Here is a 23,738-nt window from a genome sequence, read left to right as displayed (position 1 = left end):
GGGAGCGAGTTATGGACTTCGGACTCGTCCTGCAGACCGATCCGCCGGCGGCGGCGGTCGTCGATCTGATGCGGCGTGCGGAGAGCGCCGGCTTCACACACGGCTGGACGTTCGACTCGGCCGTGCTGTGGCAGGAGCCGTTCGTCATCCACAGCCGCGTCCTGGAACATACCAAGCGGCTGATCGTCGGCCCCATGGTCACCAACCCGTCCACCCGCACCTGGGAGGTCACCGCCTCCACCTTCGCCACCCTCAACGAGATGTACGGCAACCGCACCGTGTGCGGCATCGGCCGCGGCGACTCCGCCATGCGGGTGGCGGGCCGCAAGCCCAACACCCTCGCCCGCCTCGGCGAGGCCATCGACGCCATCCGCGACCTGGCCGAGGGGCGGGAGGCGGTCGTCGACGGCACCCCCGTGCGCATCCCCTGGGTCAAGGGCGGCAAGCTGCCCGTCTGGATGGCCGCCTACGGCCCCAAGGCGCTCGCCCTCACCGGTCGCAAGGCCGACGGCTTCATCCTGCAGCTCGCCGACCCGTTTCTGACGGAGTGGATGGTCAAGGCGGTGCGGGCGGCCGCCGCGGAGGCCGGGCGCGACCCGGACGCGCTCACCATCTGCGTCGCCGCCCCCGCGTACGTCGGGGACGACCTCGACCACGCCCGCGCGCAGTGCCGCTGGTTCGGCGGCATGGTCGGCAACCACGTCGCCGACCTGGTGAGCCGCTACGGCGAGCACTCCGACGCCATCCCCGAGTCCCTGACCGCCTACATCAAGGAGCGGGCGGGCTACGACTACAGCCACCACGGCCGCGCCGACAACCCCAGCACGGATTTCGTCCCCGACCAGATCGTCGACCGCTTCTGCCTGCTCGGCCCGGTCGAGGCGCATATCGAGAAGCTGCGGGCGCTGCGCGCGCTGGGGGTCGACCAGTTCGCGGTCTATGCCATGCACGACGCGAAGGAGGCGACCATCGACGCGTACGGCGAACGCGTCATCCCGGCGCTGGCCGACTGAGACGCCGGCCGACTGAGAGGGGTCCGATGACCGCCACCGCACCGCCCCCGCCATCCGCCGCCCAGACGACCCACCCGGACGGCCGCGTCGAGCTCCCCGTGGGCGCGGCCGTCCCCACCGGGCGGTACGCCAATGAGGACCTGCTGCCCGTCCCCGTCGCCCGGCGGACCTGGAACACGTACAACTTCACCGCTCTGTGGGTCGGCATGGCCCACAACGCGGCGACCTGGACGCTCGCCTCCGGCCTCTTCCAGCTGGGCATGGACTGGAAACAGGTCGTGCTGACCATCGCCGTGGCCAATGTGATCGTGCTGGTGCCGATGTTGCTCACCGGCCATGCCGGCCCGCGTTACGGCATCCCCTTCCCGGTCTTCGCCCGCGCCTCCTTCGGGGTCCGGGGCGCCAACTTCCCCGCGCTGATCCGCGCGGCCGTCGCCTGCGCGTGGTTCGGGATCCAGACGTGGATCGGCGGGGCCGCCATCTTCCTCCTCGCGGGGAAGCTGTTCGGCGACTGGTGGACCGGCGCGGCCGGCTTCGGCGGCTACCCCTGGACGCACTGGCTGTCGTTCGCGCTCTTCTGGGTCCTCCAGCTCGCCATCATCGTGCGCGGCATGGACACGCTGCGACGCTTCGAGAACTGGGCGGCCCCGTTCGTCATCGTCGGCGCGGTCGCCCTGCTGATCTGGATAGCGAACAAGGCCGGGGGCCTCGGCCCGCTGCTGGACCAGCCCTCCAAGCTCGGCTGGGGCGACGACTTCTGGTCGGTGTTCTTCCCCGCCCTGATGCCGATGATCGGTTTCTGGTCGACCCTGTCGCTCAACATCCCCGACTTCACGCGCTACGGGGCCAACCAGCGGTCCCAGTTCTGGGGCCAGTCGCTGGGCCTGCCCACCACCATGACCCTCTTCACCCTGCTCTCGGTCCTGGTGACCTCCGGTACGCAGGCGGTCTACGGCGCGCCCATCTGGCAGCCCGAGCAAGTGGCCGCCAAGATCGACAACTGGGCGGGCGTGCTGTTCGCCCTGATCACGATCCTGATCGCCACCGTGTCCGTGAACATCGCGGCCAATGTCGTCTCACCCGCCTTCGACCTGTCCAACATGGCCCCCGGAAAGATCACCTTCCGGGTGGGCGCGATGATCGCCGCGTTCGTCGGGGTCGTCATCTTCCCCTGGAAGCTGTACTCCAGCCCCGATGTCTACATCTTCACCTGGCTCGACACGGTCGGCGCCCTCCTCGGCACCGTCGCGGGCATCCTGATCGCCGACTACTGGATCATCCGCCGCACCTTCCTCCACCTCGCCGACCTCTACCGTGAGGGCGGCCGCTACTGGTACTCCGGCGGCTGGAACTGGCGGGCGCTCGCCGCCTTCGCGGCGGGCGGGGTGCTCGCCATCGGCGGCGCGCACACCGACCCCGGAAAGGCGGGCCCGTTCCCTCAGGACGGACTGATCCCGTTCCTGAAGCCGCTGGGCGACTACGGCTGGGCGGTCGGGCTCGGGACCTCCCTCGTCGTGTACACCCTGCTGATGCTGGGCCGGCGGGGCGCGGCGGCTTCCAGGGCGTAGTCCGCGGGCCTTCTCCGGCTTGCTGCCCTCTCACGTCATCGCGACGACGACCTTGCCGGCCTTCGCGTGGCCCTTCTCGACGTACTCCATGGCCTCCCGGGTCTCCTCGAACGGGAAGACCCGGTCGACGACCGGACGGATCTTCCCGGCGTCGACGAGCCGGGCGAGTTCGCGCAGCTGCTCGCCGTCGGCCTTCATGAACAGGAACGAGTACGTCACGTTGCGGCGCTTGGCGCGGCGCCGGGTGTTGAAGCTCAACGCGCTCATCGCCATCCGGAGCATCGCGTTCGCGCCCAGCTCGCGGGCGAAGGCCGCGTCGGGAGGGCCCGCGATGCCGATGGCCTTCCCGCCGGGCTTGAGTACCTGCAGGGACTTCTCGAGCGTCGCGCCGCCGAGGGGGTCCAGGACGACGTCGTAGCCGTCAAGGACCGTCTCGAAGGATTGCTTCCGGTAGTCGACGACGACGTCGGCGCCGAGCTCCCTCACCAGGTCGATCTTGGCCGTGCTCGCGGTGGTGGCCACGTGCGCGCCCAGCTGCTTCGCCAGCTGGATGGCGATGGTGCCGACGCCGCCGGAGCCCGCGTGGATCAGGACCTTCTGCCCCGGCCGCACCCCTGCCCGCTCGACCAGCGCCTGCCACGAGGTCAGGGCGACCAGGGGAAGGGACGCGGCCTCCGCCATGGTGAGCGTGGCTGGTTTGGCCGCCACGTCGTCCTGGTGGACGGCGATGAGTTCGGCGAATGTGCCGATGCGGTCCTTGTCGGGCCGCGCGTAGACCTCGTCGCCCACCGCGAACCGCGTGACGGCCGATCCCGCCTGGACCACCACACCGGCGAGGTCGTTGCCCAGGACGAGCGGGAGCCGGTACGGCAGGATCGCCTTGAAGTCCCCGTCGCGGAGCTTGAGGTCGAGCGGGTTGACGCTCGCCGCGTGGATCCGGACCAGGACGTCGTCGGCGCCCACCCGCGGGTCGGGCATCTCACCGGCGCGCACGCCGGCCTTGTCGCCGTACCGCTCGACAATAAAGACCTTCATCGTCGTCTCCGTTTCTTGTAGGGGGCGTCATGCCACCGGTGCGGCCGGGGCGATGACGCGGCCCGAGTCGCCGCCCTGGATGCGGCCCAGGGAGGCGGCGATCGCCTCGTGAGGTGCGCCGAGCGGCACCGCGCTGACCTCCGACAGGCGGGCGAACTGCTCGGAGGCCAGCTGGACGTCAAGAGCGCCCAGGTAGCCGTCGAGCTGGGTGAGGTTGCGCGGCCCGATGATCGGGACGAGTGAGGTCGCGGACTGGGCGGCGCGCTCGCGCACCCAGGCCACCGACACCTGGGCGGGCGTCGCGCCGGTCTCCTCGGCGATGGCCAGGACGGTGTCGACGACGGCGGTCTTCTGGTCGGTGCTCTCCGTGTGGATGACCGCCCCCAGATCGCTGAGGCGCCCCTCGGTGCCGCGGCGGTACTTTCCGGTGAGCAGTCCGCCGCCGAGCGGGGACCACAGGGCGGCGCCGAGCCCGAGACTCTCGGCCATGGGCAGCAGCTCGCGGTCGGCGGTCCGCTCCACCAGGCTGTACTCGTGCTGGATGCCCACGATGGGCGCCCAGTTCTTGAGGTCCGCGAGGGTCACGGCGCGGGAGACGCGCCAGGCGGGGAAGTTGGACAGGGCGGCGTGGTGGATCTTGCCGGAGGTCACCAGGTCGTCGAGCCCGCGCAGGATCTCTTCGACGGGGGTGAGCTCGTCGGGGAAGTGCACCCAGAGCAGGTCGATGTAGTCGGTGCCCAGGCGCCTGAGGCTGGCCTCCACCGAGGCGACCATGTTCTTACGGCTGTTGCCCGTCGTGGAGATGCCCGGCTGCGGCGCGGCTCCGAGGGTGAACTTGGTGGCCAGGACGAAGTGGTCCCGGTCGGCGGAGACGAACTTCCCCGTCAGCTCTTCCGACTCGCCCAACTGGTAGGTGTCCGCGGTGTCGAGGAAGGTGCCGCCCGCTTCGGCGAATCGGTCGAAGATCCGGCGTGCCTCGTCCGGCTCGGCGCCGGCTCCCCAGCGGGTGCCGAAGTTCGCCGTGCCGAGCGCGTACTCGGACACGCGCAGTCCCGTCCGGTGTCCGAAGGTCGTGTAACGCATCAGGTGTCCTTACTCAAGGATTGAGAGGGTTGAAGGGATAGCCAGGGGGAGGCGGGAGAGCGGTGGGCGCGCCTCACGCCGCGTTCGGCGAAGCGGCCAGGCTCTGCTTGACGTACCGGGTGGTCTCGTCGGCGAGGATCTCGGGCAGGCCCGCCTCGACGCCGTGCAGGGCCTGGGCGGCGACATCGGCGGGGTCGGTCTTCTGGTCGGCGGGAACGCCCGCGGCCATGTCGGTGTCCATGTATCCGACGTGCAGCGCCGAGACGGTGATGCCGCGTGGCGCCAGTTCCTCCCGGGCCGCGTCGGTCAGCGCCCATGCCGCGGCCTTGGCCGCGGCGTAGGACCCGAGGCCGGCCGGGTGCAGCCAGGACAGGACGGACAGGACGTTGAGTACGGCGCCGCCGCCGTTGCCCTCGATGACCGGGGCAAAAGCCCGTGTCACGGCGAGCGGGCCGAAGAAGTTCGTCTCCATCTCCAGGCGCACCGCGTCCAGGCCACCCGCGATCAGCGGTGTGGCGGTGGAGATGCCCGCGTTGTTCACCAGCAGCGTCGCGTCGGCCGCGGCGCGGGCCGCGGCCCGGACCGACTCCTCGTCCGTCACGTCCAACCGCAGCGGGGTGACGCCCGGCAGGTCGACCGTCTCGGGGCGGCGAGCCGCCGCGTACACCTTCGCTCCGTGCTGCAGAAGCTGTGTGGCCAGATGGCGGCCCAGTCCCCGGTTGGCTCCGGTGACCACGGCGACCGCGTCCTTCAGTTCCATGTGTACTCCTGATTAGATTACGACTGCAATCTAAAGCCTACCCTAAGATAGATGGCGGTCGACATTCAATGGGGAGGTGGCTGATGGGCCGCGTATCGCAGGCGCAGGCGGAGGAGAACCGCAGGAGGGTCGTGGAAACCGCCTCCCGGCTGTTCCGGGAGCAGGGAACCCATGTCAGCGTCGCCGACCTCATGAAGGCGGCCGGTCTGACCCACGGCGGCTTCTACAAGCAGTTCGCCTCCAAAGAGGCGCTCATCGACGAAGCCACCGCCCACGCGTTCGAGGGACTCACTCAGCTCCGCGATGCCGGACTCGAGCAGTACGCAGGACAGCGCGAGGCCGCCCAGCAGGCCCTGATCGACATCTACCTCTCCACCGAGCACCGTGACGACGCGGCCGACGGATGCCCCGCCGCCGCCCTCGCCGCCGACATGGCGCGCGGAGCAGGCGACCGCGACGCCCACCGCGTCTACACCGAGGGAGTGAGCGACTTCGCCGAGTGGCTCGCCACCGAAGACCAGGACGGCATCACCCGGCTGTGCACCATGGTCGGCGCACTTGTCCTGGCCCGCGCCACGAAGGGCTCCCCACTCTCCGAGGAGATCCTCACCACCGCGCGCGCAGCCTTGACGGCAACCAGCTAGAGATCCAGGGGAGCCTCAGCCCCCGTCACGGCACCCGCGTGGTCCACTCCCGCGAGCCGAACTTCTCCGCCTCCAGCCGCTGCGCCCGTGCCGCCTCCTCCTCCGTCACCTTGCCGTCCGCGAGCCCGTACCGCTCGCGGAAGGAGGCGATCATCCGGTCGATGACGGCGGCGCGCGGCAGGCCCGTCTGCCGGCGCAACGGGTCCACGCGCTTCTTCGCGCTCCTGGTCCCCTTGTCGGACAGCTTCTCCCGGCCGATGCGCAGCACCTCGACCATCTTGTCCGCGTCGATGTCGTACGACATCGTCACGTGGTGCAGCACCGCCCCATCCCCGGTCACCACCCGCTTCTGCGCGGCGCCGCCGATCTTCCCGGCGTCGGTCGCGATGTCGTTGAGCGGCTGGTACCACGCCGCGATGCCCATGTCGCCGAGCGCACCCAGCACCCAGTCGTCGAGATACGCGTACGAGTCCGCGAAGGACAGGCCGGACACCAGCGACTCGGGCACATACAGCGAGTACGTGATGGTGTTGCCGGGCTCCACGAACATCGCCCCGCCACCGCTGATCCGCCGCACCACCTCGACGCCGTGCCGCTCCGCGCCCTCGGGGTCCACCTCGTTGCGCAGCGACTGGAAACTGCCGATGATCACGGCCGGGGAGGCCCACTCCCACACCCGCAGCGTCGGCGGCCGCCGCCCCAGCGCGACCTCCTCGGTCAGCACCTCGTCCAGCGCCATGTGCAGGGCGGGCGGCTGCGGACCCTCGTGGATCAGCTGCCAGTCGTAATCCGTCCAGTCGGTGGCGTGCGCCAGCGCCCGCCGCACCGCGACGCCCACGGCATCGGCCGTGAACCCGAACATGACCGTGCCCTCCGGCAGCGCCGCCTCGACCCGGGCCGCGAGTCCGCGCGCGTCGGTATCGGCGGGCGTGCCCTCCAGTGCGCGGTTGATGGCGAGCAGCGCCTCGTCGGGCTCCAGGAAGAAGTCACCGGCGACCCGGACGTCCCGCAGCCTGCCGTCCTCGACCTCGAGGTCCACGACCACGAGCTTCCCGCCCGGCACCTTGTACTCACCGTGCATCCGCGCACCCTCGTTCTCGTTGCTGCCTCTGTGTCCCTGGCTTCGGCGTCACCGAGAATTATTCCGCCACGGGGACTCAGCCGAGCGGGTGCGGTCGCGACTGGCGGTGCGGCGAGGCGAAGGACAAGCCGTTCTCGTCGAGGGCGTTGTGGACGCTGATCCGGCCCTCCGGGAAGACGAAGCTGACGTCGACGGTTCCGCGGGCCGCGTCGGGGCCGGTCCATTCGAGGAGCTCGACGTTCCGGAGGGGAAGGCCCAGGAGGGGCGCCGCCTCGGGGATGGCGTTGTCGCGCCATCGGAGGGCGAAGCCCGGCCATTCGACGGGGCGGCGCGGATCGATGGCGCTCCAGGTGAGGGACAGCTCGTCGAGCTTCCAGTGGTTGATCTCCACTTGCTCGCCGTCGAAGTCGAGCAACACGGGGCAGTCCGGGAACCACTCGTCGTCCTCAAGGTCCCACACCACCCACAGCCGGGTCAGGGCGCGGCCGGCCAAGGCCCGCAGCCGGGCTCCGTGGACCTCCTTGACCGCGCGGGGGCCGCTCGTCCAGTGCGGCCGGTAGCCCTCGATCCCGAAGTCGAACACGCGGATAGTGGAATCGCCTTTCCATGGAGGTGGTGACGGTTACCGGTGATCTCGCCGTGGCTCACCTGCGGCGTGATGTGTTCACCAGCGCCTGATCTCGACGTCAGTCGGCAGTGCCGGAGGGGACGACCCACCGGTGGGGCTGACGGGTGATCGCAGCGATCTGCTCATAGTCCTCGTCGTAGTGCAGGACGGTTGCCGAGTGGCGCTCGGCCGTGGCGGCGATCAAAAGATCTGCCATGGACAGGGCGCGATGGTTGCCGGTCCGCGTTGCCAGCGACTGAACTTCCTTGGCGCGGTCCCATACCTCGTCCGGGCAGGGAAGGTACTCGAAGCCGGACAGCCAGTAACGCAATTGGTCGGCTTCTGTACTGTTGCGAGCGGAGTAGAGGATTTCCATTTCGACCGCACCGCTGACAGCGATCAGTCCACGCTGGACAAGCGGGTCGAGGGCGGCTCGAACGGACGCTCGGGTCGACACCGGTCAGCTCGCGGCTCGCGTCCCACAGGCGCGCCGCGACCGAGGCGTCGGTCAGATGGTCCCAGAGGGGTTCCAGCCGTGGCAGGCCCCGCAGCCCGAACACCCGGGGAGCCCACAGCTGCCCGCCGGTCACGGACGGGTCGAGGACGGCCCGTACGGCAGGCCATGCGGCGGCCTCCTTGCCCTGGACCAAGAGGCCGGCCGGCAGGCCGCGCAGCCGGTCGCCGGTGGTGCGGACGTGGACGGGTGGGCGTGAGGGGGTGAGGGAGTCCAGGGCGCCGCCGGGGTGGGTGACCACGCTCAGCGCCGTGCTGCCGACCGCCCGCAGGCGGCGGTCGAGTTCCAGGCCGAAGAGCATCTGCGCCAGTTTCGACCGTGCGTAGGTGCGTTTGGGTTGGTAATCCCGGGCGCTGTGGAGGTCGTCGAGGTCCAGCCGCTCGGATTTCGCCGCGAAGCTGCCCGTGGTGACGATACGGGCCGCGGGGGCGGCCGCGAGCAGCGGAGCGAGCCACCGGGTGAGCGCGAAGTGCCCGAGGTGGTTGGTGGCGAACATCAGCTCGTGGCCGTCCTTGGTCTCGCGGCGGGGCTGGTGGTCGAGCAGCACCCCCGCCTTGAGGACGACCGCGTCGAGACGGTCAAGCCGCAGCGCTTCCACCGACGCCTTGAGCGAGGAGAGGTCGGCGAGGTCCAGCCGGGTCCCAGCGCACCCGCGCGCCGGGAACCCGGGACCGAATGCAGGCAGTTCTTGGTGGTCGCGGGCCCCTGACTCCAGGCTCACCGGCCGCCTGCTCACGTAGCGCGAGTACGACCGCGGCGGGAGACTGGCAGCGTGCTCCCTCCCGCCGCCCTCGCGTCCCCCGACGAGATACGGGACTATCTCGTGCGCCGCCTCAACCTGGCCCTGCGCAGGCCCGGAATGATGGGCGGGGAGCTGGGCCTCCGGCTGCTGCTGGATCATCTGCTGTTCGTGGAGCGCCGGGAGGAGGTCTGGGCCGAGGAGCGCCGGGCGTGGGAGGAGCGCGGGGCCTGGACGGCGACCGGGGTGGCGGGGGCGTTCCAGTCTCTGCTGCCGGGCGCTCATGGGCACGATGTGGCCTCGGCCTACGCCGAGTTCGCCCGCCGGGCGGGGTGGCTGGAGGCGGACCGTGTGCTGGACGCCGAGGCGTACGCGTCGATGAGGGGGCGGATCGCGGAGTGGGTCCGTCAGGACCGGGGATGGGCCGATGTGGTCGCCGCATTCGGGCCGCCTTCCGTGCTGTTCGGCGGCACGAACCCGCTCTACGGCAAGACGCTCGGCTATCTGACGGCGCGCAATGAGGACCCCATGGTGTTCTTCCATCTATGGAACGGCACCGCGCCCCAAGCCGCCTCGTCCTGGCCGCCGGACCACGACGAACCCTTGCTGCTCGCGATCCGCTGCGGCACGCAGCGCTTCGCGGACACCTTCACCTTCACCCCACACGGGCAGGCGCTGCGTGCTGTCAGGGCCGCAGGATCCTGACAGCAAGGAAGCACGGCGCTTGTTCCGACGCCGCAGGTCGACGTCCCCGAGTGTCAATTGCCGAGGTCGCTCCCACGGGTGTCCGAGGTTGTGTGCGTGGACCTGCGGTGGGCCGACCGGGCTCGCCGGGTTTTTATGTCGCGGTAGCAATACGCTGCGACACTCAGGAAGATCGCCGTGCAGTACAGGGACACGTTGTGGGCGAGTGTGGGCCCCGGGCCCAGGACCAGCCCCAGCACGAAGCCGATGGCGTTGCAGGTTGCGAACACGTAACCCACGCCTCGGGTCACGGCCTTGGACTGCGGTGTCAGTACAGCCGTGAACACGAGAAGGCCCACCACAAGGAAGCGCACAAGCCACACGAAGACGCCCCAGCTCGAGGCATCGGCTTCGCTGTCGGTGTGCCAGAAGTCGGATGACACATTGACGAGCACGAACACGGCCGCTGGAGGGCCGAACCGTTCCCACTGGGCACGGCCCCCGGGATGCTCCGGAGCCGGCCTCGGCGGCGAGGGGTCCGCGCGGACCTGCGGCGCGGTTTTCTCGGCATCGACCGCCAGGGGCGGTGACGGAGGTGGAGCGACCTTAAGGAGATGATCCAGCGGCGTCGCCTGGTGGGTGACGGTTTCCGCAGTGCGTTTGGCGAGCAGGGCGCGCATGGCGAGCGCGATGCGCCTCGGGGCGTCGCCATGGACAACCCGGAGCGGAGTCGTGGCCGGCATGGTGGGGGGTGGGGCGGACTCGCCTGTTGATGGCGCGGGCTCGGGCGCGTGGTCGAGTTGTCGCAGTGCCTGGGCGAGGCCGGCGGCGTTCGGGTACCGCTGGTCGGGGTCTTTGTCCAGCAGGCTCAGCACGAGTTCGTCCCAGGCGGATGGGATGCCCATGGACACCGAGCTGGGGGCCGGGGGGTCCTGGGTGAGGTGTGCCGTGAGGTAGCCCACGGTGTCGGGGGCCTGGAACGGCAACCGGCCCGTGATCAGCTCGAAGAGCAGACAGCCGAGTGCGTACAGGTCGCTGCGCGGTTCCGGGAAACCACGTGCCTGTTCGGGTGCCATGTACGGGGGTGTGCCCACGATGAACCCGGTCTGGGTGAGGCGGTCCGCGGTCGCGTACGGGTCGGCCGCCCGCGCGACGCCGAAATCGAGGACCTTCACGATGCCGGACGGCGTGATGAGGATGTTGGACGGCTTGATGTCCCGGTGCATGATTCCGGCGTCGTGCGCGTCAGCAAGCGCGTCGCATATCTGCGCGCCCCATCGGGCCGCGTCCGGCAAGGTGACGGCGCCTCGGCGCAGCACCGCGTCCAGGCCCTCGCCCCGGACCAGCTCCATCACCAGGAACGGAACCCTGTTGCCCTCGGTGACGGTCTCGCCGAGGTCATGGATGGTCACGATGTTGGGGTGCTGTAGCCGGGCGGTGATCCGTGCCTCGCGCAGGAACCTGGCGCGTGCCTCGTCGCCCCGGCTTCCGCCACCGGCGAGCAGGGAGATCACCTTGACTGCGACAGGCCGGCCCAGCGTTTCGTCCTGCGCCTCCCATACTTGGCCCATGCCGCCCTCGCCGAGCTGTCGCACCAGCCGGTAACGGCCCCCGAGGAGCTGGTCTCGCACTCCAATGCCTCCCCCGTATCGGACATTCCTGCCCCGACCTCGATTCAATGCGGGTCAGGAGCCGAGGCCATTATGAGTCTTTGGACGGCGCGGCGGCGGAGGCTGCCCTCGCGAGGTGAGCTGACCTCAGGCGGACGACACCGCCCGCAGCGCCCCCGGGCGGAGGCCGGTGAGGCGGTCGAGGGCGGCGGAGGTGGCGTCGTCGGCGGGGAGGTGGACGATGAGGCGCTGGTCGTCGTCGGCGGGCAGTTCGAGGGTCTCGTACGCCAGGCGCAGCTCGCCCACCTCGGGGTGGCGCAGCCGGGTGACGCCGCTGGAGCTGGGGAGGCCGGGCAGGGCGGCCACGCGCTCGGTGAAGGCGTCTCCCGTGGTGACGGTCAACTCGTCGGCGAAATGGGCGACATGGGGATCCGCGCGGAAGGGGCCCTGCTTGAGCGCGGCGACCTGTTCGTCGGCGACATGGGCCCAGTCGGGGTAGGCGGTGCGGGCGCGGGCGTCGGTGAAGACGAAGCGGGCGAGGTTCGGCGGGCTGCCGTCGAGCAGGCCGATGGGGCCCGCCAGCCGCTCGTAGCCGGCCGTGTGCGCGAGGATCTCGCTGAGCCGGTTGAGCAGTACGGCCGGGGCGGGCTCCAGCCGGTCGAGCAGGGCCCGCACGGTGGGGCGCACCATACGGGCCGGGGTCGCGTCGCCCCTGCAGGTGAAGCCGCCCTCGGCACCCTTGGTCAGCCGGTGCAGATGGACGCGTTCGGCGGGGGCGAGGCGGAGCGCGTCGGCCAGCGCGGAGAGCACCTGCGCGGAGGGCCGGCGGTCGCGGCCCTGCTCCAGCCGGGTCACATACTCCACGCTGACCCCGGCCAGCGTGGCCAGCTCGGCCCGGCGCAGTCCGGGCGTACGGCGGCGGGGCCCGGTGGGCAGCCCCACCTCGGCGGGGCTGACCGCCTCCCGACGCACCCGCAGGAACAGGCCCAGTTCGTTGTCGCTCACCCCCCGAACGTAACAGCCGCGCCGAGCCGGATCGTGGCCCTGCCACTACCAGTCTCGGCCCGGCCTTCCTGGCCTTGGCGCGGCCCGGCAGATTGGAGGGCGTGGCCCTTCCGGTCACCTCGTCACTTCACAAGGAGCGATCCCAGCCATGTCCAGTCAGACCCTCAAGCTCGCAGTGATCCTCGGCAGCGTCCGGGAGGGGCGGTTCGGCCCGACGGTCACGAACTGGTTCGTCGAACAGGCCGAGGCACACGGCCGCTTCGACGTGGACCTCATCGACCTGGCCGACACCCCGCTGCCGCTCGCCCTGCCGCCTGTCCCGCCCGCGATGGACCCGAACCTGTCCCGCCCCGCCGAGATGGCGGACCTCACGGCGCGGCTCGCGGCGGCCGACGCGTTCGTCGTGGTGACGCCGGACTACAACCGCGCCTACCCGGCCGCGCTGAAGGCCGCGATCGACTGGCACTACACCGAGTGGCAGACCAAGCCGATCGGCTTCGTCGGCTACAGCGGGGCCAGCGGCGGCCTGCTGGCCATCGAGGGATTGCGGCAGGTCTTCAACGAACTGCAGGCCCACACGGTCCGCGACTACGTCTCCTTCCCCCGGTACTACGAGCTCTTCGGCCCCGATGGCACGCTCAAGGACCCCGAGGGCCCGAACGCCGCGGCGAAGGTGATGCTGGACCAGCTCCAGTGGTGGGGCTCGGTCCTCCACGACGCCCGGCGCGACCGCCCCTTCGCCGCGGCGTAGGGGACGCGGCCCGGGGCGGGGTCGGTCAGCCGAAGGGGACCCGGTCCAGCCAGAAGTCGAGCAGCCGCGCGTCCCCGAGCACCTCGACGCCCTCGCCGTGGGCCGGGCGTCGGCGGTAGACCAGCAGCAGGAGTTCGGTCAGCGGGGCCCGCACGGCGACGGCGGCCTTCTCATGCGCTCGGCGCCAGGCGATCACCTCGCCGGTGAGGTCGACCACCCACTCCGCCGCCGTATCGGGGGCGGTGTCGGTGGCGTGGAGGTGGATGGTGCGGCCGAGGCCGAGCAGCTCACGCATCCGGGGATGGACCTCGAAGTGCATCGGGAGCGAGCCGAGCTCCATCCACTCGTCGAGAGCGTCGAGGGCGACGTCCTCGGCGAGGGTGAACTCCGCGCCGAGGGCCAGGGTCGCGTCGGCCCGGTGGATGACCGTCTCGTGGGTGAACCGGCGGGCGTAGAAGGCCGCGGTCCCGCCGGCCACCGGGGTCCACAGCTCCGCGTCGGGCCCCGCCGCGCGCAGCGTGTCCGCCAGCAGCGCGGCGCCCTCGGTGAGCCAGGGGCCGAGCACGGCGGGGTCCTCATGGGCGTACGCGGACAGATCGCGGAAGTGGTCGTCGGGGAGCGGGCCCGTCGCCCGGGTCCGTACGACCTCCGCGGCCCAGCGCTGGCCGCCGCCGAGGTGGCGCAGCAGCTGGCCGACGTTCCAGCCGGGGCAGGACGGCACGGGGGCTGTCAGGTCCGCGCCCTCGATGAGCGGCCGCAGCCGGTCGGTCTGCGTAGCGATCTCGGTACATCGGCGATCGTGGCTCAGAAGGGTCATGCCCGCCACGGTAGGACCTACCACTGACAACGAATGGGAGGTCAGCGAGCGCCGGGAGCCCCGGCCCCGGCCTCTGCCCCGGGCTCGGGCTCGGGCTTCCGTTCCGGTTCCGGTTCCGGTTCCGTGAGCGTGCCCGCGATGAGCCAGGCCAGGGCGCACAGCGCGATCAGCGGAGCCAGCGCCGTGCGCAGGCCGGCGACGTCGGCGAGGGCGCCGATGGCCGGGCTGGCCACGCCCCCGACGCTGACGGCCAGGCCCAGCGTGACGCCGCTGGCCGTGCCGACCCGGTTGGGCAGGTAGTCCTGGCCCAGCGTGACGTGCAGCGAGAACGGCACGTACAGGGCGGCGGCCGTCAGGGCGGCGAAGGCGTAGAGAGCCGGCCCGGGGATGAACACCAGCCCGGCGACGGTGGGGACCGCCGCCCCGTAGGCGATGCGGAGCGTACGGACGCGCCCCCAGCGCGCGGCGAGTGGACCGCCCAGTACGGTGCCGACCGCGCCCCCGGCGAACAGCGTGAACAGCGCCGCCGATCCTGTCGCGGAGCCTTGGGGCACGCGCTGCTGGGCGTACAGGGCGATGAACGCGCTCAGGCCCACGAAGATGATCGAGCGGCAGACGATGACCGCCGACAGCCGCAGGAACTCCGGCCAGTTGTCACGGCCGGTGCCTCGCGCGGCGGCCTGCTCGACCGCCGCGCGCCGGGCCAGGGACCGGATCGCGGACGCCGTCAGCACGACCCCCGCCACCGCGGGCGCCACCAGCCACGGCGACGCGCTCAGTCCTCCGGCGGACAGGACCGGGGACACGGCGACGGGGGCGAGGGCGAAGCCGATGTTGCCGCCGAGGGAGTACCAGCCCATCGCCACATGGCTGCCGCGGCTCGCCGTCCGGGCCAGCCGCGCCGACTCGGGGTGGTAGGCGGCGACCCCTATGCCTGAGAGGGCGACCGCCAGCCAGGTGAGCACATACGAGTCGCCGGGCCCGGACAGGGCGATGCCAAGACCCGCGCCGAGGGAGCTCGCGGGGATCAGCCAGGGCATCGTCCACCGGTCGGTCAACGCCCCGAACAGGGGCTGCACGATCGAGGACAGCAGCGTGGCCGCCAGCACGATGCCGGATGCCGCCGCATAGCCATAGTGGCGCTCTGCCACCAGGAACGGCACCAGCGTGGGCACGGCGCCCTGGTAGAAGTCCACGGTGGCGTGGCCGATGGCCATCATCGTGATCGGTCTGGATACGGAGCGGTCGTTCGGCTCGGAGAGGTCGTTCGATACGGGGTGGGTCTTCCTGGTCACCCAACGATCCTCGACGGGAGGCGGGTGGCAGGCTTCCGGTAAACTGCCACGTGATGTCGGTATCCCGCCAAGTGCCCCGCCGAACCGTGCCCGCCCGGTCGCATATGCCGACGACCACCCGTTTCCTGGACCCGGGCACCGGAGTGTCCGCCCACCGCCACGATGTGCACCAAGTCGTCTACGCGGGCCGCGGCGTGCTGTCGGTGACCACCGAGGCCGGGAGCTGGGTCGCCCCGGCCACCCGGGCGATCTGGGTCCCCGTCGGCACCCTGCACGAACACCGGGCCTATGGGCAGACCGTGCTGCACGGCGTCGGCCTGCCGGTGGAGGCCAACCCGCTGGGCCTGGACCGGCCCGCCGTGCTGGCGGTCGGCCCGCTGCTGCGCGAGCTGATCATCGCGTACAGCAACCCGGACACCGACCCCAAGGCCGCCGAGTCCCGCCGCCTGCTCGCCGTCCTGCTCGACCAGTTGCGGCACGCGCCCCAGCAGCCCCTGCATCTGCCCACGGCCCAGGACCCGCGCCTGGCCGCCGTGTGCGCGATCCTCCAGCGCGACCCCGCGGATCCCCGGCCGCTCGCCGAGCTGGGCGCCCGGGTGGGGGCGAGCGCCCGCACGCTCGCCCGCCTCTTCCGCGCCGAGATGGGGATGACGTTCCCCCAGTGGCGCACCCAACTGCGGCTGCACAACGCGCTGTTGCTGCTCTCCGAGGGCGTCACCGTCACCGCGGTCGCGCACCGCTGCGGCTGGGCCTCCGCCAGCGCGTTCATCGATGTCTTCCGCCGCGCGTTCGGGGACACCCCCGGCAGCTACCGCGCGCGGACCTGAACCCAAGGCGTGTCAGCAGCCGATCCGCGAGGTCCCGACGGCGATGTCGTCGTACCAGAGCGTGTCGTCGCCCTCGCCGTAGCTCTCCCAGCCGAACCGCAGATCCGTGGGCGCGGGGCGCCAGCCGCCCCGGGCCAGCCACTGCTGGTCGACGTCCTGGGTCGGGGTGCCGTCCACGACCAGGCCGGTGACGAGGGAACCGTTGACCCAGGTGTCCAGGCGGCCCGCCGAGCGGTCGAGCCGGAACTCCAGACACGTCCAGGCGTTGACCGGCAGCGGCGTGGACAGCGCCACGCCCGCCGGGCTCTGCGCGGGCAGGGTCGCGTCGTCGGACTCGCGGTTCCACTGCAACGCCTTGTTCTGCCCGCCCATGCGCAGGTCCTTCGCGTTGTCGTTGGGGTCGCGCAGGGCGGCGAACGTGACGTGCTGGGTGGGGAGCGCGGTGGTGTGGCGGACCCAGAAGCGCGCGTACAGCTGGGAGCCGGCCGGGACGTCGGACAGGGAGGTGCCGGCGAAGGCGTGGTTGCAGTACCCGGCCTTGCCGGTCACCCGGACGGACTTGCCGCCGCCGTGGGCGACGGTGGAGTCCACGGTCGCGGTGCCGGTGCCGGAGCAGTTGGCCACGCTCGTGGTCCAGCGGCCTGAGGGGGCGGTGCCGGTCTGCGACTCGAAGTCCTCGCAGAAGCCGTTCGCCGAGCACGCGGCCGCCGCGCGGGCGGGTGCGGACGAGGCGGACGCGGCAGGGGTGATGGCCGCGGCGGCGGCCAGCGCGGCGGTCGCGGCCGCGAGGGCGCGGATGCGCTTGGTCGTACGGGGGCGGGGGCGGGGGTGGGGTTGCGGGTCGGGTGCCATGGAGATCCTCCTTTGAAGCTGCTTTGAGGCTGCGCGCTCAGGGATGCAGGAGTGGCATATGGGAGCGCTCCCACTCATGAATGTAGCCGTGGGCATGACAGTCCGGAAGTCAGGTCGCGGTGTTTTGAACCGACGCGGTCGACGAGCCGTATAGGGATAACGGCGGCCCGGACCTCCCGAGCCTGGTCCGCCGTGCCACCATCAGGTTTCGCAAGCACGGAAGGAACTTCGGGGTGTCGCTCTTCACGCGCTCTCGTCAGCTGCCGGACAGGGACAAGGCGAACGCTGAGGAGGGCCCGGCGCCAGACGGCCTCCCGGCGCACTCGCTGGACGAGGCCGCCACGGGTGATACCGCCGCGAGCGGCACGTCAGCGGACGCGGCCGCCTCGGGTGGCACGGCTGCGGACAGCCCTGCGGGTGCCGCCGCGCCGCTGGATGAGGCTGCCCCCAAGGGCGGCGGCTCTGTGGGTGACGCCGCGCCGGGCGCCGCCGCTGAGCGCGGGGTCGGTGGCGACACCTCCGCGGGCGAAGCCGCGGGTGACGCCGCTGTCGGCGAGGCCGTGGTGGCTAACGACGCCGCCACCGGCGACGCCGCCTCCCACCACGACCCTGCCGCCGACCAATCCCCAGCCGAGGCAGCCGCAGGCGGCGGCTGGCGTGACAAGTACCCCGTCGCGGCGCGGGCGTTGGCTTGGGGCGTCACGGCCGTGTCCGTCGCGCTGGTGCTGTTCGCCCTGCTCCTGCCGAACCGTCTCGTCCTCATCACGCCCAGCGCCTTCGTGCACATCCCGGTGGAGGCGGTCCTCGGCGCCGGGGTGCTGCTCCTCCTGCCGCCGATCCCGAGGCGGGTGGCGGCGGTGCTCGCCGGAGTGTTCCTCGGCCTGCTGACCATCCTCAACCTCCTCGACATCGGCTTCAACGAGTTCCTCGGCCGCGGGTTCAACGTGGTGCTCGACTGGATCCTGCTCGACGACGCCCAGTCGTACCTCAAGGACTCGCTCGGCTCGACGACCGCGACGCTCGCCGTGATCGCGGCCGGGGTCCTCGTCCTCGTCCTGCTCGCCGTCATGACGCTGGCCTGCCTCCGGCTCGGCAATGTCATGGCCCGGAACAACACCGTGGCGACCCGTACCGTCCTGGTGCTCGGCACCGCGTGGGTGGTCTGCGCGGCGCTCGGGCTCCAGGTGTCCGGCGCGCCGATCGCTTCCAGGAACACGGTCGTGCTCGTCCAGAACCGGGTGAAGTGGGTGAAGGCGACGCTGAAGGACGAGCGGGAGTTCGAGAAGGTGGCCGCCGTCGACTCCTTCGGCGACACCCCGGGCGACCAGCTGCTGACCGGACTGCGCGGCAAGGACGTCATCTTCACGTTCATCGAGAGTTACGGCCGCAGCGCCATCGAGGACCCGCTGATCGCGCCCGGGGTCGACGCGGTGCTCGACGAGAAGACCAAGGAGCTGAGCGACGCCGGGTACTCAGCCAAGAGCGGCTGGCTCACCTCGGCGACGTACGGCGGCTCCAGCTGGCTGGGTCACTCCACCTTCCTGTCCGGCCTGTGGATCAACAACCAGAGCCGCTACCGCACCGTCACCGCGAGCGACCACCTGACCATCACCCGCGCCTTCAAGCGCACCGGCGCCTGGCGCACGGTCGGCATCATGCCGGGTGTCACCAAGGGCTGGCCGGAGGCGAAGTTCTACGGCCTCGACAACGTCTACGACTCGCGTAACCTCGGCTACCAGGGCCCGAAGTTCAGCTGGTCGACCATGCCCGACCAGTACGCCCTGTCGGCCTTCGAGCGCCTGGAGCACGGCAAGCGGCACGACAAGCCGCTGATGTCGGAGATCATCCTGACCTCCAGCCACCAGCCCTGGGCGCCCATCCCCAAGATGATCGGCTGGGACGAGGTCGGCGACGGCTCGGTCTACGACGACATCGAGAAGGCGGGCAAGGACCCCAAGGACGTGTTCACGGACTCCACTCAGGCGCGCACCGAGTACGGCAAGTCCATCCAGTACTCGCTGAACAGCCTCATCGACTACGTGGTGAAGTACGGCAACAAGAACACCGTGCTCGTCTTCCTCGGCGACCACCAGCCCATGGCGAAGGTCAGCGGCGACCACGCCAGCCGGGACGTGCCGGTCGCGGTCGTCGCGCACGACCCGGCCGTGCTGAAGCGGATTTCCGACTGGGGGTGGCAGGACGGGCTGAGGCCCGGCGCGGACACCCCGGTCTGGCGGATGGACACCTTCCGGGACCGCTTCCTGACCGCCTACGGCCCGCAGCCGGGCTCCGGGCCGTCCGGCTCCGGGGCGCCCGACCCCAAGTCCGCCGACCCCAAGTCCGCCGGTTCCAAGTCGTCCCGCTGAGCGGGTCAGCCGTCGATGTCCAGCACCGCCTTGCCCCGCACGCGGCGGCCCAGCAGCGCCTCCACAGCCTCCGGCGCGCGCTTCCACGAGCCGCGCCAGCCGACCTGCGGGTCGAGTCGCCGCTCGGCCAGCAGGCTCACCAGATACGCGAGGTCGGGGCCGAAGGGGGCGCGCACCACGAACGGTTCGAGTCGCCTGTCGCCGCCCGTCAGCCGCTCCCGCTCGAAGTCGATGGTGGTCGGTTCGAGCGACGCCTTGCCGATGGACTGGGCCGAGCCTCCGGGCTCGACGAGGGCGAATGCCTCGGCCAGCAGCGAGCCGCCCACGTTGTCCAGTACGCCGAAGACCGGTGCGGTGATGCCCTCAAGGCCGACGACGACCTCGTCGGCGCCCAGTTCGCGCAGCCCCTCGCCGCGCTGCGGGCTGCCCACCACCGCGATGACGTACGCGCCCGCGAGGGCGGCCAGCTGGACCGCGAAGCGTCCCAGGCCGCCCGACGCGCCGGTGATCAGCACCCGGCGGCCCAGCACCGGGCCCAGTGCCCGCACGGCTTGGAGTGCGGAGACCCCCGCGCCCGGCAGGGCGGACGCCGCGCCGAGGTCGACGGTGTCCGGCACCACGGCGAGGTCCGCGATGTCGACCGCCCGCCGCTCGGCCCATGCGCCTGGCGGTCCGAAGGACACCACGCGGGTGCCGACCGCGGGGCCGCCGTCGTCGGCGGCGGCGCGGACGACGACGCCCGCCGAGTCCCAGCCGAGCACCTGCCCGGGGCGTGCCCGCTCTTCCCGGTAGGCGAGTTCACCGAAGTTGAGCGAGGCCGCGTGGACCTCGACCAGGGCCTGCGCATCATGTGGCACTGGCTCCGGTGCCTCGCCGAGCCGCAGGCCCTGGGGAGCCTCGGGGTCGTACAGCAGAGCGCGCATCGTGGTCGCGTCCTTTCCGGTCGCTTGGCCCGGCGCCGGGGGTGGCGCCGTCGGGATTCACGATGCGTCGGGGTGTGGCCGTCGTCCAAGACCTCCTGTTATAGCCATCGGTTATGAGGATGGCGGGTCGGGAGCCGCGATTTAACACCTGCTTGGTGCCCCCGGCCATCTACTACCACCTGAACCTGCAGGCCATGGTCCGCTACGGCGCCACCCCCCACCAGGCGCTGCGCTCCGCGACCGTCGAGGGCGCGCGGGCGCTGGGCATGAGCGCGCGGATGGGCACCGTGGAGCCGGGGAAACTCGCCGACCTGGTGCTGGTGGAGGGCGACTCACTGAGCGACATCCGCGCGGCCGCGGCGGTACGGAGCGTGGTGCTGGGGGGTGTGGTGCACTCGGTGGACGACCTGGTGAGCGGGAAGTCCTCGGGCGCGGCGTCCGTACGAAGCGCCGCGGCCGCAGGGTCCGCCACCGTACACAGCGCGTCCGTACGCAACGCCTCCAGCTCCGCCCACGCGGCCGACGTACCGCAGGGTCCCGCCCGCGAGCGCTACTGGTGGCACCGAGAGGAGCACGCCCACCACACCTGCTGCTGAGACCCTGCCGCTGAGACACGTGCCGCTGAGACACGTGCCGCTGAGGCCGTTCACGCGGCGGCCATCCTGTGGCCGCCGCCCGGCCACCGGCCGTCGCCGGGACATGGTTCGATACAGGCATGATCGAGCAGTTTCTCGCCTCCGGTGATCTGTACGACGTCGAGGATGCGGTCCGCAAGGCGGCCGCCGCCGAGGTCATGCCGCGGTTCCGGCAGCTCGCCGACCACGAGATCGTCGAGAAGAACGGCCCACATGACCTGGTGACCATCGCCGACCGGCAGGCCGAGGAGCACCTGACCGCGTCGCTCACCGCGCTGCTGCCCGGCTCGGCCGTGGTGGGTGAGGAGGCCGTGCACGCCGACCCGTCCGTGCTCGGCGCGCTGGGCGGCGACGCGCCGGTGTGGATCGTCGACCCGGTCGACGGCACCCGGGAGTTCGTACGCGGCGACCCGGGCTTCGCGACCCTGGTCGCCCTCGCTCACCGCGGCGAGGTGCTGGCCTCGTGGACGTACGCCCCGGCGCTCGACCTGATGGCCGTCGCGCGCCGCGGCGGGGGAGCGGTGCTGAACGGCGAGCCGATCCGCTCCGGCCACCCGGAGACCGGCAGGGTGCTCGACGTCGCCATCTCGCACTACGACTTCACCACGGACGCGGAGAAGCGCGCCCTGTCCGTACTGCGGACACCGGGTGTCGCGCCGCGCCCGTGCGGCTCGGCCGGTCTGGAGTATCTGAACGTGGCCCGTGGCCTGCTCGACGCGACCGCGTTCACCTGGGAGAACGTCTGGGACCACGCCGCCGGGCTGCTGCTGGTCGAGGAGGCGGGCGGCGCGAGCGCGACGCTGGCCGGTGAGCCGTTCCGCATCGCGGGTGGAAACGCGCTTCCTTTCTCAGCGGCGCGGGACGAGGCGACCGTACGGCATATCCTGAGCCTGTTGTCAGCCGCCGGCTGACCGACTCTCAGGAGTCCTCACGCATTCCTCAAGGACGGGGAGGGAGACCCGACGTGCCGTCCATGCTCGACGCGGTCGTGGTGGGTGCCGGGCCGAACGGGCTGACCGCGGCCGTCGAACTGGCCCGCCGCGGCCTTGAGGTGGAGGTCTTCGAGGCCGCCGACGCGATCGGCGGCGGCGCCCGCACCGAAGAGCTCACCCTCCCCGGCTACCGGCACGACCCCTGCTCCGCGGTGCACCCGCTGGGCGTGGGCTCCCCGGCCTTCCGGCGCATGCCGCTCGCCCGGCACGGCCTGGAGTGGCTGCACCCCGAGCTGCCGCTGGCCCACCCCTTCCCGGACGGCACGGCCGCCGTCCTGGCACGCTCGGTCGGCGAGACGGCCATGTCCCTGGGCCCGCGCGACGCCGGTACGTACCGCCGGCTGGTCGCCCCGTACGTCGGCAGGTGGGACACCCTCGCCCGTGACTTTCTGCGCACCGCGTGGGACGGGGTGCCCGCCGACCCGGTGACCTGGGCGCGCTTCGGGCTGCACGCCCTCCAGCCCGTCTCCCTCCTCACCCGCCGCTTCCGCGACGAGAAGGCCCGCGCGATACTCGCCGGGATGGCGGGCCATGCCATCGCGCCGACCAGCGGGATCAGCACCGCTGGGTTGGCGCTGTTCTTCGCGCTCGCGGGACACGCCGTCGGCTGGCCGGTCCCGCGCGGCGGCTCGCAGGCGATCTCGGACGCGCTCGGGTCGTATCTGCGCGAACAGGGCGGCGCGATCCACGTGGGCGTGGAGGTCAAGCGGCTGGACGAGCTGCCGCCCGCCCGCGCGTACGTCTTCGACACCTCGCCGACCGCCCTGGCCCGGATCGCCGGGCTCGGCAACGCGTACCGCAACTTCCGCTACGGGGCCGGCGTCTTCAAGATCGACTATGCCCTGGACGGCCCGGTGCCCTGGACGGCGCCGGAGGCCCGGCGCGCCGGCACCGTCCACGTCGGCCCCACCGCCGGCGAGATCGGTGCCGCGCTGCGGGCCGCCACCGAGGGGCGCGCCCCCGCCGTCCCCTTCCTGATCACCGCCCAGCCCAGCTTCGTCGACGACTCGCGCGCCCCGGCGGGCAAGCACGTCTTCTGGGCCTACGGCCATGTCCCCGCTGGCTGGGACGGGGACGCGACCGAGGCCATAGAGCGGCAGATCGAGCGCTTCGCGCCCGGCTTCCGGGATCTGGTGCTCGCACGCGCGGTGGCCGGGCCGCCCCAGCTCGCGGCGCGCAACGCGAACTACGTGGACGGTGACATCGCGTGCGGCGCCTTCGCGGGCCTGCAGACCGTGATCCGCCCCAAGCTGGCGCGTGTCCCGTACGCCACGGCCCACCCGTCGGTCTTCCTGTGCTCCTCGGCCACCCCGCCGGGGCCCGGGGTGCACGGCATGTCCGGGCACCACGCGGCGCGCGCGGTGTGGCGGCGGCTGCGCGGCCGCGGCTGAACCGGGTCGCTGGAATGACGGATCGTTGGAATCGCTGGGCGTGCGCCGGGCGTTGAACCCTGCGAAGTCGTCGACGATGGGACGGAAACCATGCCTCTGCAGGGCGAGTACGAGCCGAGCCCCGAGAAGTGGGTACGCGATCAGGTCGAGCGGATCGAGAGCTCCGGCGGCACCAAAGGGATGTCGATTCGGGGGCTGCCGGTCATCCTGCTGACGACCCGGGGCGCCAAGACCGGCAAGATCCGCAAGAGCCCGCTGATGCGGGTGGAACACGAGGGCGCCTACGCCGCCGTCGCCTCGCTGGGCGGCTCACCCAAGAACCCCGTCTGGTACCACAACGTCGTGGCCGACCCCCGGGTCGAGCTGCGGGACGGCACAGTGAGCCGGGACATGCTGGCCCGGGAGGTCCACGGGGAGGAGAAGGCCCTGTGGTGGGCGCGCGCGGTCGAGGCGTACCCCGACTACGCCGACTACCAGAAGAAGACGGACCGCGAGATCCCCGTCTTCGTCCTGGAGCCCGCGGCCGGGGACCACTGACGAACCGCC

23 protein-coding genes and 1 pseudogene are annotated in these 23,738 nt (G+C 71.6%); 11 read left to right on the top strand and 13 right to left on the bottom strand.

Translation table 11 applies throughout. The features are described 5' to 3' along the window. The first annotated feature begins 11 nt into the window (after positions 1-11). Together PV419_RS25230 and PV419_RS25225 are read left to right on the top strand one after the other, a co-directional pair. On the top strand, positions 12-1,013 hold the full coding sequence (locus tag PV419_RS25230; RefSeq protein ID WP_319692468.1) for a TIGR03842 family LLM class F420-dependent oxidoreductase: 1,002 nt from the start codon (positions 12-14) through the stop codon (positions 1,011-1,013). Positions 1,014-1,039: 26 nt separating this feature from the next. After that, complete coding sequence (locus PV419_RS25225) at positions 1,040-2,581, top strand: NCS1 family nucleobase:cation symporter-1 (RefSeq protein ID WP_319692466.1); 1,542 nt, start codon at positions 1,040-1,042, stop codon at positions 2,579-2,581. Between the two features lie 30 nt (positions 2,582-2,611). On the opposite strand, the gene PV419_RS25220 is transcribed toward PV419_RS25225, so the two are convergent. From PV419_RS25220 to PV419_RS25210, 3 genes are all read right to left on the bottom strand, one after another. Then, entirely contained in the window at positions 2,612-3,616 is a 1,005-nt protein-coding gene (locus PV419_RS25220; protein WP_319692465.1) for an NADP-dependent oxidoreductase, read from the bottom strand. A gap of 27 nt (positions 3,617-3,643) precedes the next feature. Beyond that, positions 3,644-4,699: an aldo/keto reductase gene (locus tag PV419_RS25215; RefSeq protein WP_319692464.1), complete on the bottom strand. Its 1,056-nt coding sequence runs from the start codon at positions 4,697-4,699 to the stop codon at positions 3,644-3,646. A gap of 73 nt (positions 4,700-4,772) precedes the next feature. Beyond that, a complete protein-coding gene (locus PV419_RS25210; RefSeq protein ID WP_319692463.1) occupies positions 4,773-5,459 on the bottom strand; it encodes an SDR family oxidoreductase in 687 nt (228 codons plus the stop codon). An 83-nt stretch (positions 5,460-5,542) separates the two neighbouring features. On the opposite strand from PV419_RS25210, the gene PV419_RS25205 reads away from it, so the two are divergent. Beyond that, complete coding sequence (locus PV419_RS25205; RefSeq protein ID WP_319692462.1) at positions 5,543-6,103, top strand: TetR/AcrR family transcriptional regulator; 561 nt, start codon at positions 5,543-5,545, stop codon at positions 6,101-6,103. Positions 6,104-6,128: 25 nt separating this feature from the next. On the opposite strand, the gene PV419_RS25200 is transcribed toward PV419_RS25205, so the two are convergent. From PV419_RS25200 to PV419_RS25185, 4 genes and pseudogenes are all read right to left on the bottom strand, one after another. Further along, positions 6,129-7,184, bottom strand: a complete 1,056-nt coding sequence (locus PV419_RS25200; protein ID WP_319692461.1) for a lipoyl protein ligase domain-containing protein — start codon at positions 7,182-7,184, stop codon at positions 6,129-6,131. Positions 7,185-7,260: 76 nt separating this feature from the next. Beyond that, positions 7,261-7,767: a hypothetical protein gene (locus tag PV419_RS25195; RefSeq protein WP_319692459.1), complete on the bottom strand. Its 507-nt coding sequence runs from the start codon at positions 7,765-7,767 to the stop codon at positions 7,261-7,263. Positions 7,768-7,870: 103 nt separating this feature from the next. Continuing rightward, complete coding sequence (locus tag PV419_RS25190) at positions 7,871-8,248, bottom strand: PIN domain nuclease (protein WP_319692457.1); 378 nt, start codon at positions 8,246-8,248, stop codon at positions 7,871-7,873. Further along, positions 8,238-9,063: pseudogene (locus PV419_RS25185) on the bottom strand (SDR family NAD(P)-dependent oxidoreductase); the annotation flags it as partial. The gene PV419_RS25190 and the pseudogene PV419_RS25185, both read right to left, overlap by 11 nt. Positions 9,064-9,077: 14 nt before the next feature. Here PV419_RS25185 and PV419_RS25180 point away from each other — a divergent pair. Further along, positions 9,078-9,749, top strand: a complete 672-nt coding sequence (locus PV419_RS25180; RefSeq protein ID WP_319692456.1) for a hypothetical protein — start codon at positions 9,078-9,080, stop codon at positions 9,747-9,749. Between the two features lie 53 nt (positions 9,750-9,802). On the opposite strand, the gene PV419_RS25175 is transcribed toward PV419_RS25180, so the two are convergent. Beyond that, the gene (locus PV419_RS25175) at positions 9,803-11,359 is read right to left on the bottom strand and encodes a serine/threonine-protein kinase (protein ID WP_319692455.1); all 1,557 of its coding nucleotides are present in this window, start codon (positions 11,357-11,359) and stop codon (positions 9,803-9,805) included. A 126-nt stretch (positions 11,360-11,485) separates the two neighbouring features. Continuing rightward, positions 11,486-12,343 carry a helix-turn-helix transcriptional regulator gene (locus PV419_RS25170; protein ID WP_319692453.1) on the bottom strand — a complete coding sequence of 286 codons (858 nt, stop codon included), beginning with the start codon at positions 12,341-12,343 and terminating at the stop codon, positions 11,486-11,488. Between the two features lie 148 nt (positions 12,344-12,491). On the opposite strand from PV419_RS25170, the gene PV419_RS25165 reads away from it, so the two are divergent. Then, a complete protein-coding gene (locus PV419_RS25165) occupies positions 12,492-13,094 on the top strand; it encodes an NAD(P)H-dependent oxidoreductase (RefSeq protein WP_319692451.1) in 603 nt (200 codons plus the stop codon). Between the two features lie 25 nt (positions 13,095-13,119). On the opposite strand, the gene PV419_RS25160 is transcribed toward PV419_RS25165, so the two are convergent. Both PV419_RS25160 and PV419_RS25155 read right to left on the bottom strand, forming a co-directional pair. After that, positions 13,120-13,911 carry a maleylpyruvate isomerase family mycothiol-dependent enzyme gene (locus PV419_RS25160; protein ID WP_319692450.1) on the bottom strand — a complete coding sequence of 264 codons (792 nt, stop codon included), beginning with the start codon at positions 13,909-13,911 and terminating at the stop codon, positions 13,120-13,122. 41 nt (positions 13,912-13,952) lie between these two features. Next, entirely contained in the window at positions 13,953-15,131 is a 1,179-nt protein-coding gene (locus PV419_RS25155; protein ID WP_319692573.1) for an MFS transporter, read from the bottom strand. A 128-nt stretch (positions 15,132-15,259) separates the two neighbouring features. Between PV419_RS25155 and PV419_RS25150 the strand changes: the two genes are divergently transcribed. Continuing rightward, complete coding sequence (locus PV419_RS25150; RefSeq protein ID WP_319692448.1) at positions 15,260-16,033, top strand: helix-turn-helix transcriptional regulator; 774 nt, start codon at positions 15,260-15,262, stop codon at positions 16,031-16,033. 12 nt (positions 16,034-16,045) lie between these two features. Here the strand turns inward: PV419_RS25150 and PV419_RS25145 are convergent, their stop codons facing one another. Next, a complete protein-coding gene (locus PV419_RS25145; RefSeq protein ID WP_319692447.1) occupies positions 16,046-16,885 on the bottom strand; it encodes a hydrolase in 840 nt (279 codons plus the stop codon). A 233-nt stretch (positions 16,886-17,118) separates the two neighbouring features. On the opposite strand from PV419_RS25145, the gene PV419_RS25140 reads away from it, so the two are divergent. After that, positions 17,119-19,251, top strand: coding sequence for a sulfatase-like hydrolase/transferase (locus PV419_RS25140; protein ID WP_319692445.1), 2,133 nt, complete (start codon positions 17,119-17,121; stop codon positions 19,249-19,251). A gap of 5 nt (positions 19,252-19,256) precedes the next feature. Here the strand turns inward: PV419_RS25140 and PV419_RS25135 are convergent, their stop codons facing one another. Continuing rightward, a complete protein-coding gene (locus PV419_RS25135; RefSeq protein ID WP_319692444.1) occupies positions 19,257-20,174 on the bottom strand; it encodes a zinc-binding dehydrogenase in 918 nt (305 codons plus the stop codon). Between the two features lie 155 nt (positions 20,175-20,329). Between PV419_RS25135 and PV419_RS25130 the strand changes: the two genes are divergently transcribed. The 4 genes from PV419_RS25130 (at position 20,330) to PV419_RS25115 (ending at position 23,729) form a co-directional block, all read left to right on the top strand. Further along, positions 20,330-20,770 (top strand): amidohydrolase family protein, encoded by a 441-nt coding sequence (locus PV419_RS25130; RefSeq protein ID WP_319692443.1) that lies wholly within the window; start codon positions 20,330-20,332, stop codon positions 20,768-20,770. A gap of 119 nt (positions 20,771-20,889) precedes the next feature. Beyond that, positions 20,890-21,720 (top strand): inositol monophosphatase family protein, encoded by an 831-nt coding sequence (locus PV419_RS25125; protein WP_319692442.1) that lies wholly within the window; start codon positions 20,890-20,892, stop codon positions 21,718-21,720. Positions 21,721-21,782: 62 nt separating this feature from the next. After that, entirely contained in the window at positions 21,783-23,192 is a 1,410-nt protein-coding gene (locus PV419_RS25120) for an NAD(P)/FAD-dependent oxidoreductase (RefSeq protein WP_319692572.1), read from the top strand. Between the two features lie 90 nt (positions 23,193-23,282). Then, positions 23,283-23,729: a nitroreductase family deazaflavin-dependent oxidoreductase gene (locus PV419_RS25115; RefSeq protein WP_319692441.1), complete on the top strand. Its 447-nt coding sequence runs from the start codon at positions 23,283-23,285 to the stop codon at positions 23,727-23,729. The last annotated feature ends 9 nt before the right edge of the window (positions 23,730-23,738 follow it).

Source organism: Streptomyces sp. ME19-01-6, assembly GCF_033793745.1.
Taxonomy (GTDB): Bacteria; Actinomycetota; Actinomycetes; order Streptomycetales; family Streptomycetaceae; genus Streptomyces.
Note: the sequence above shows the minus strand (reverse complement) of the source record. Positions and strands in the feature narration are given on the sequence as shown.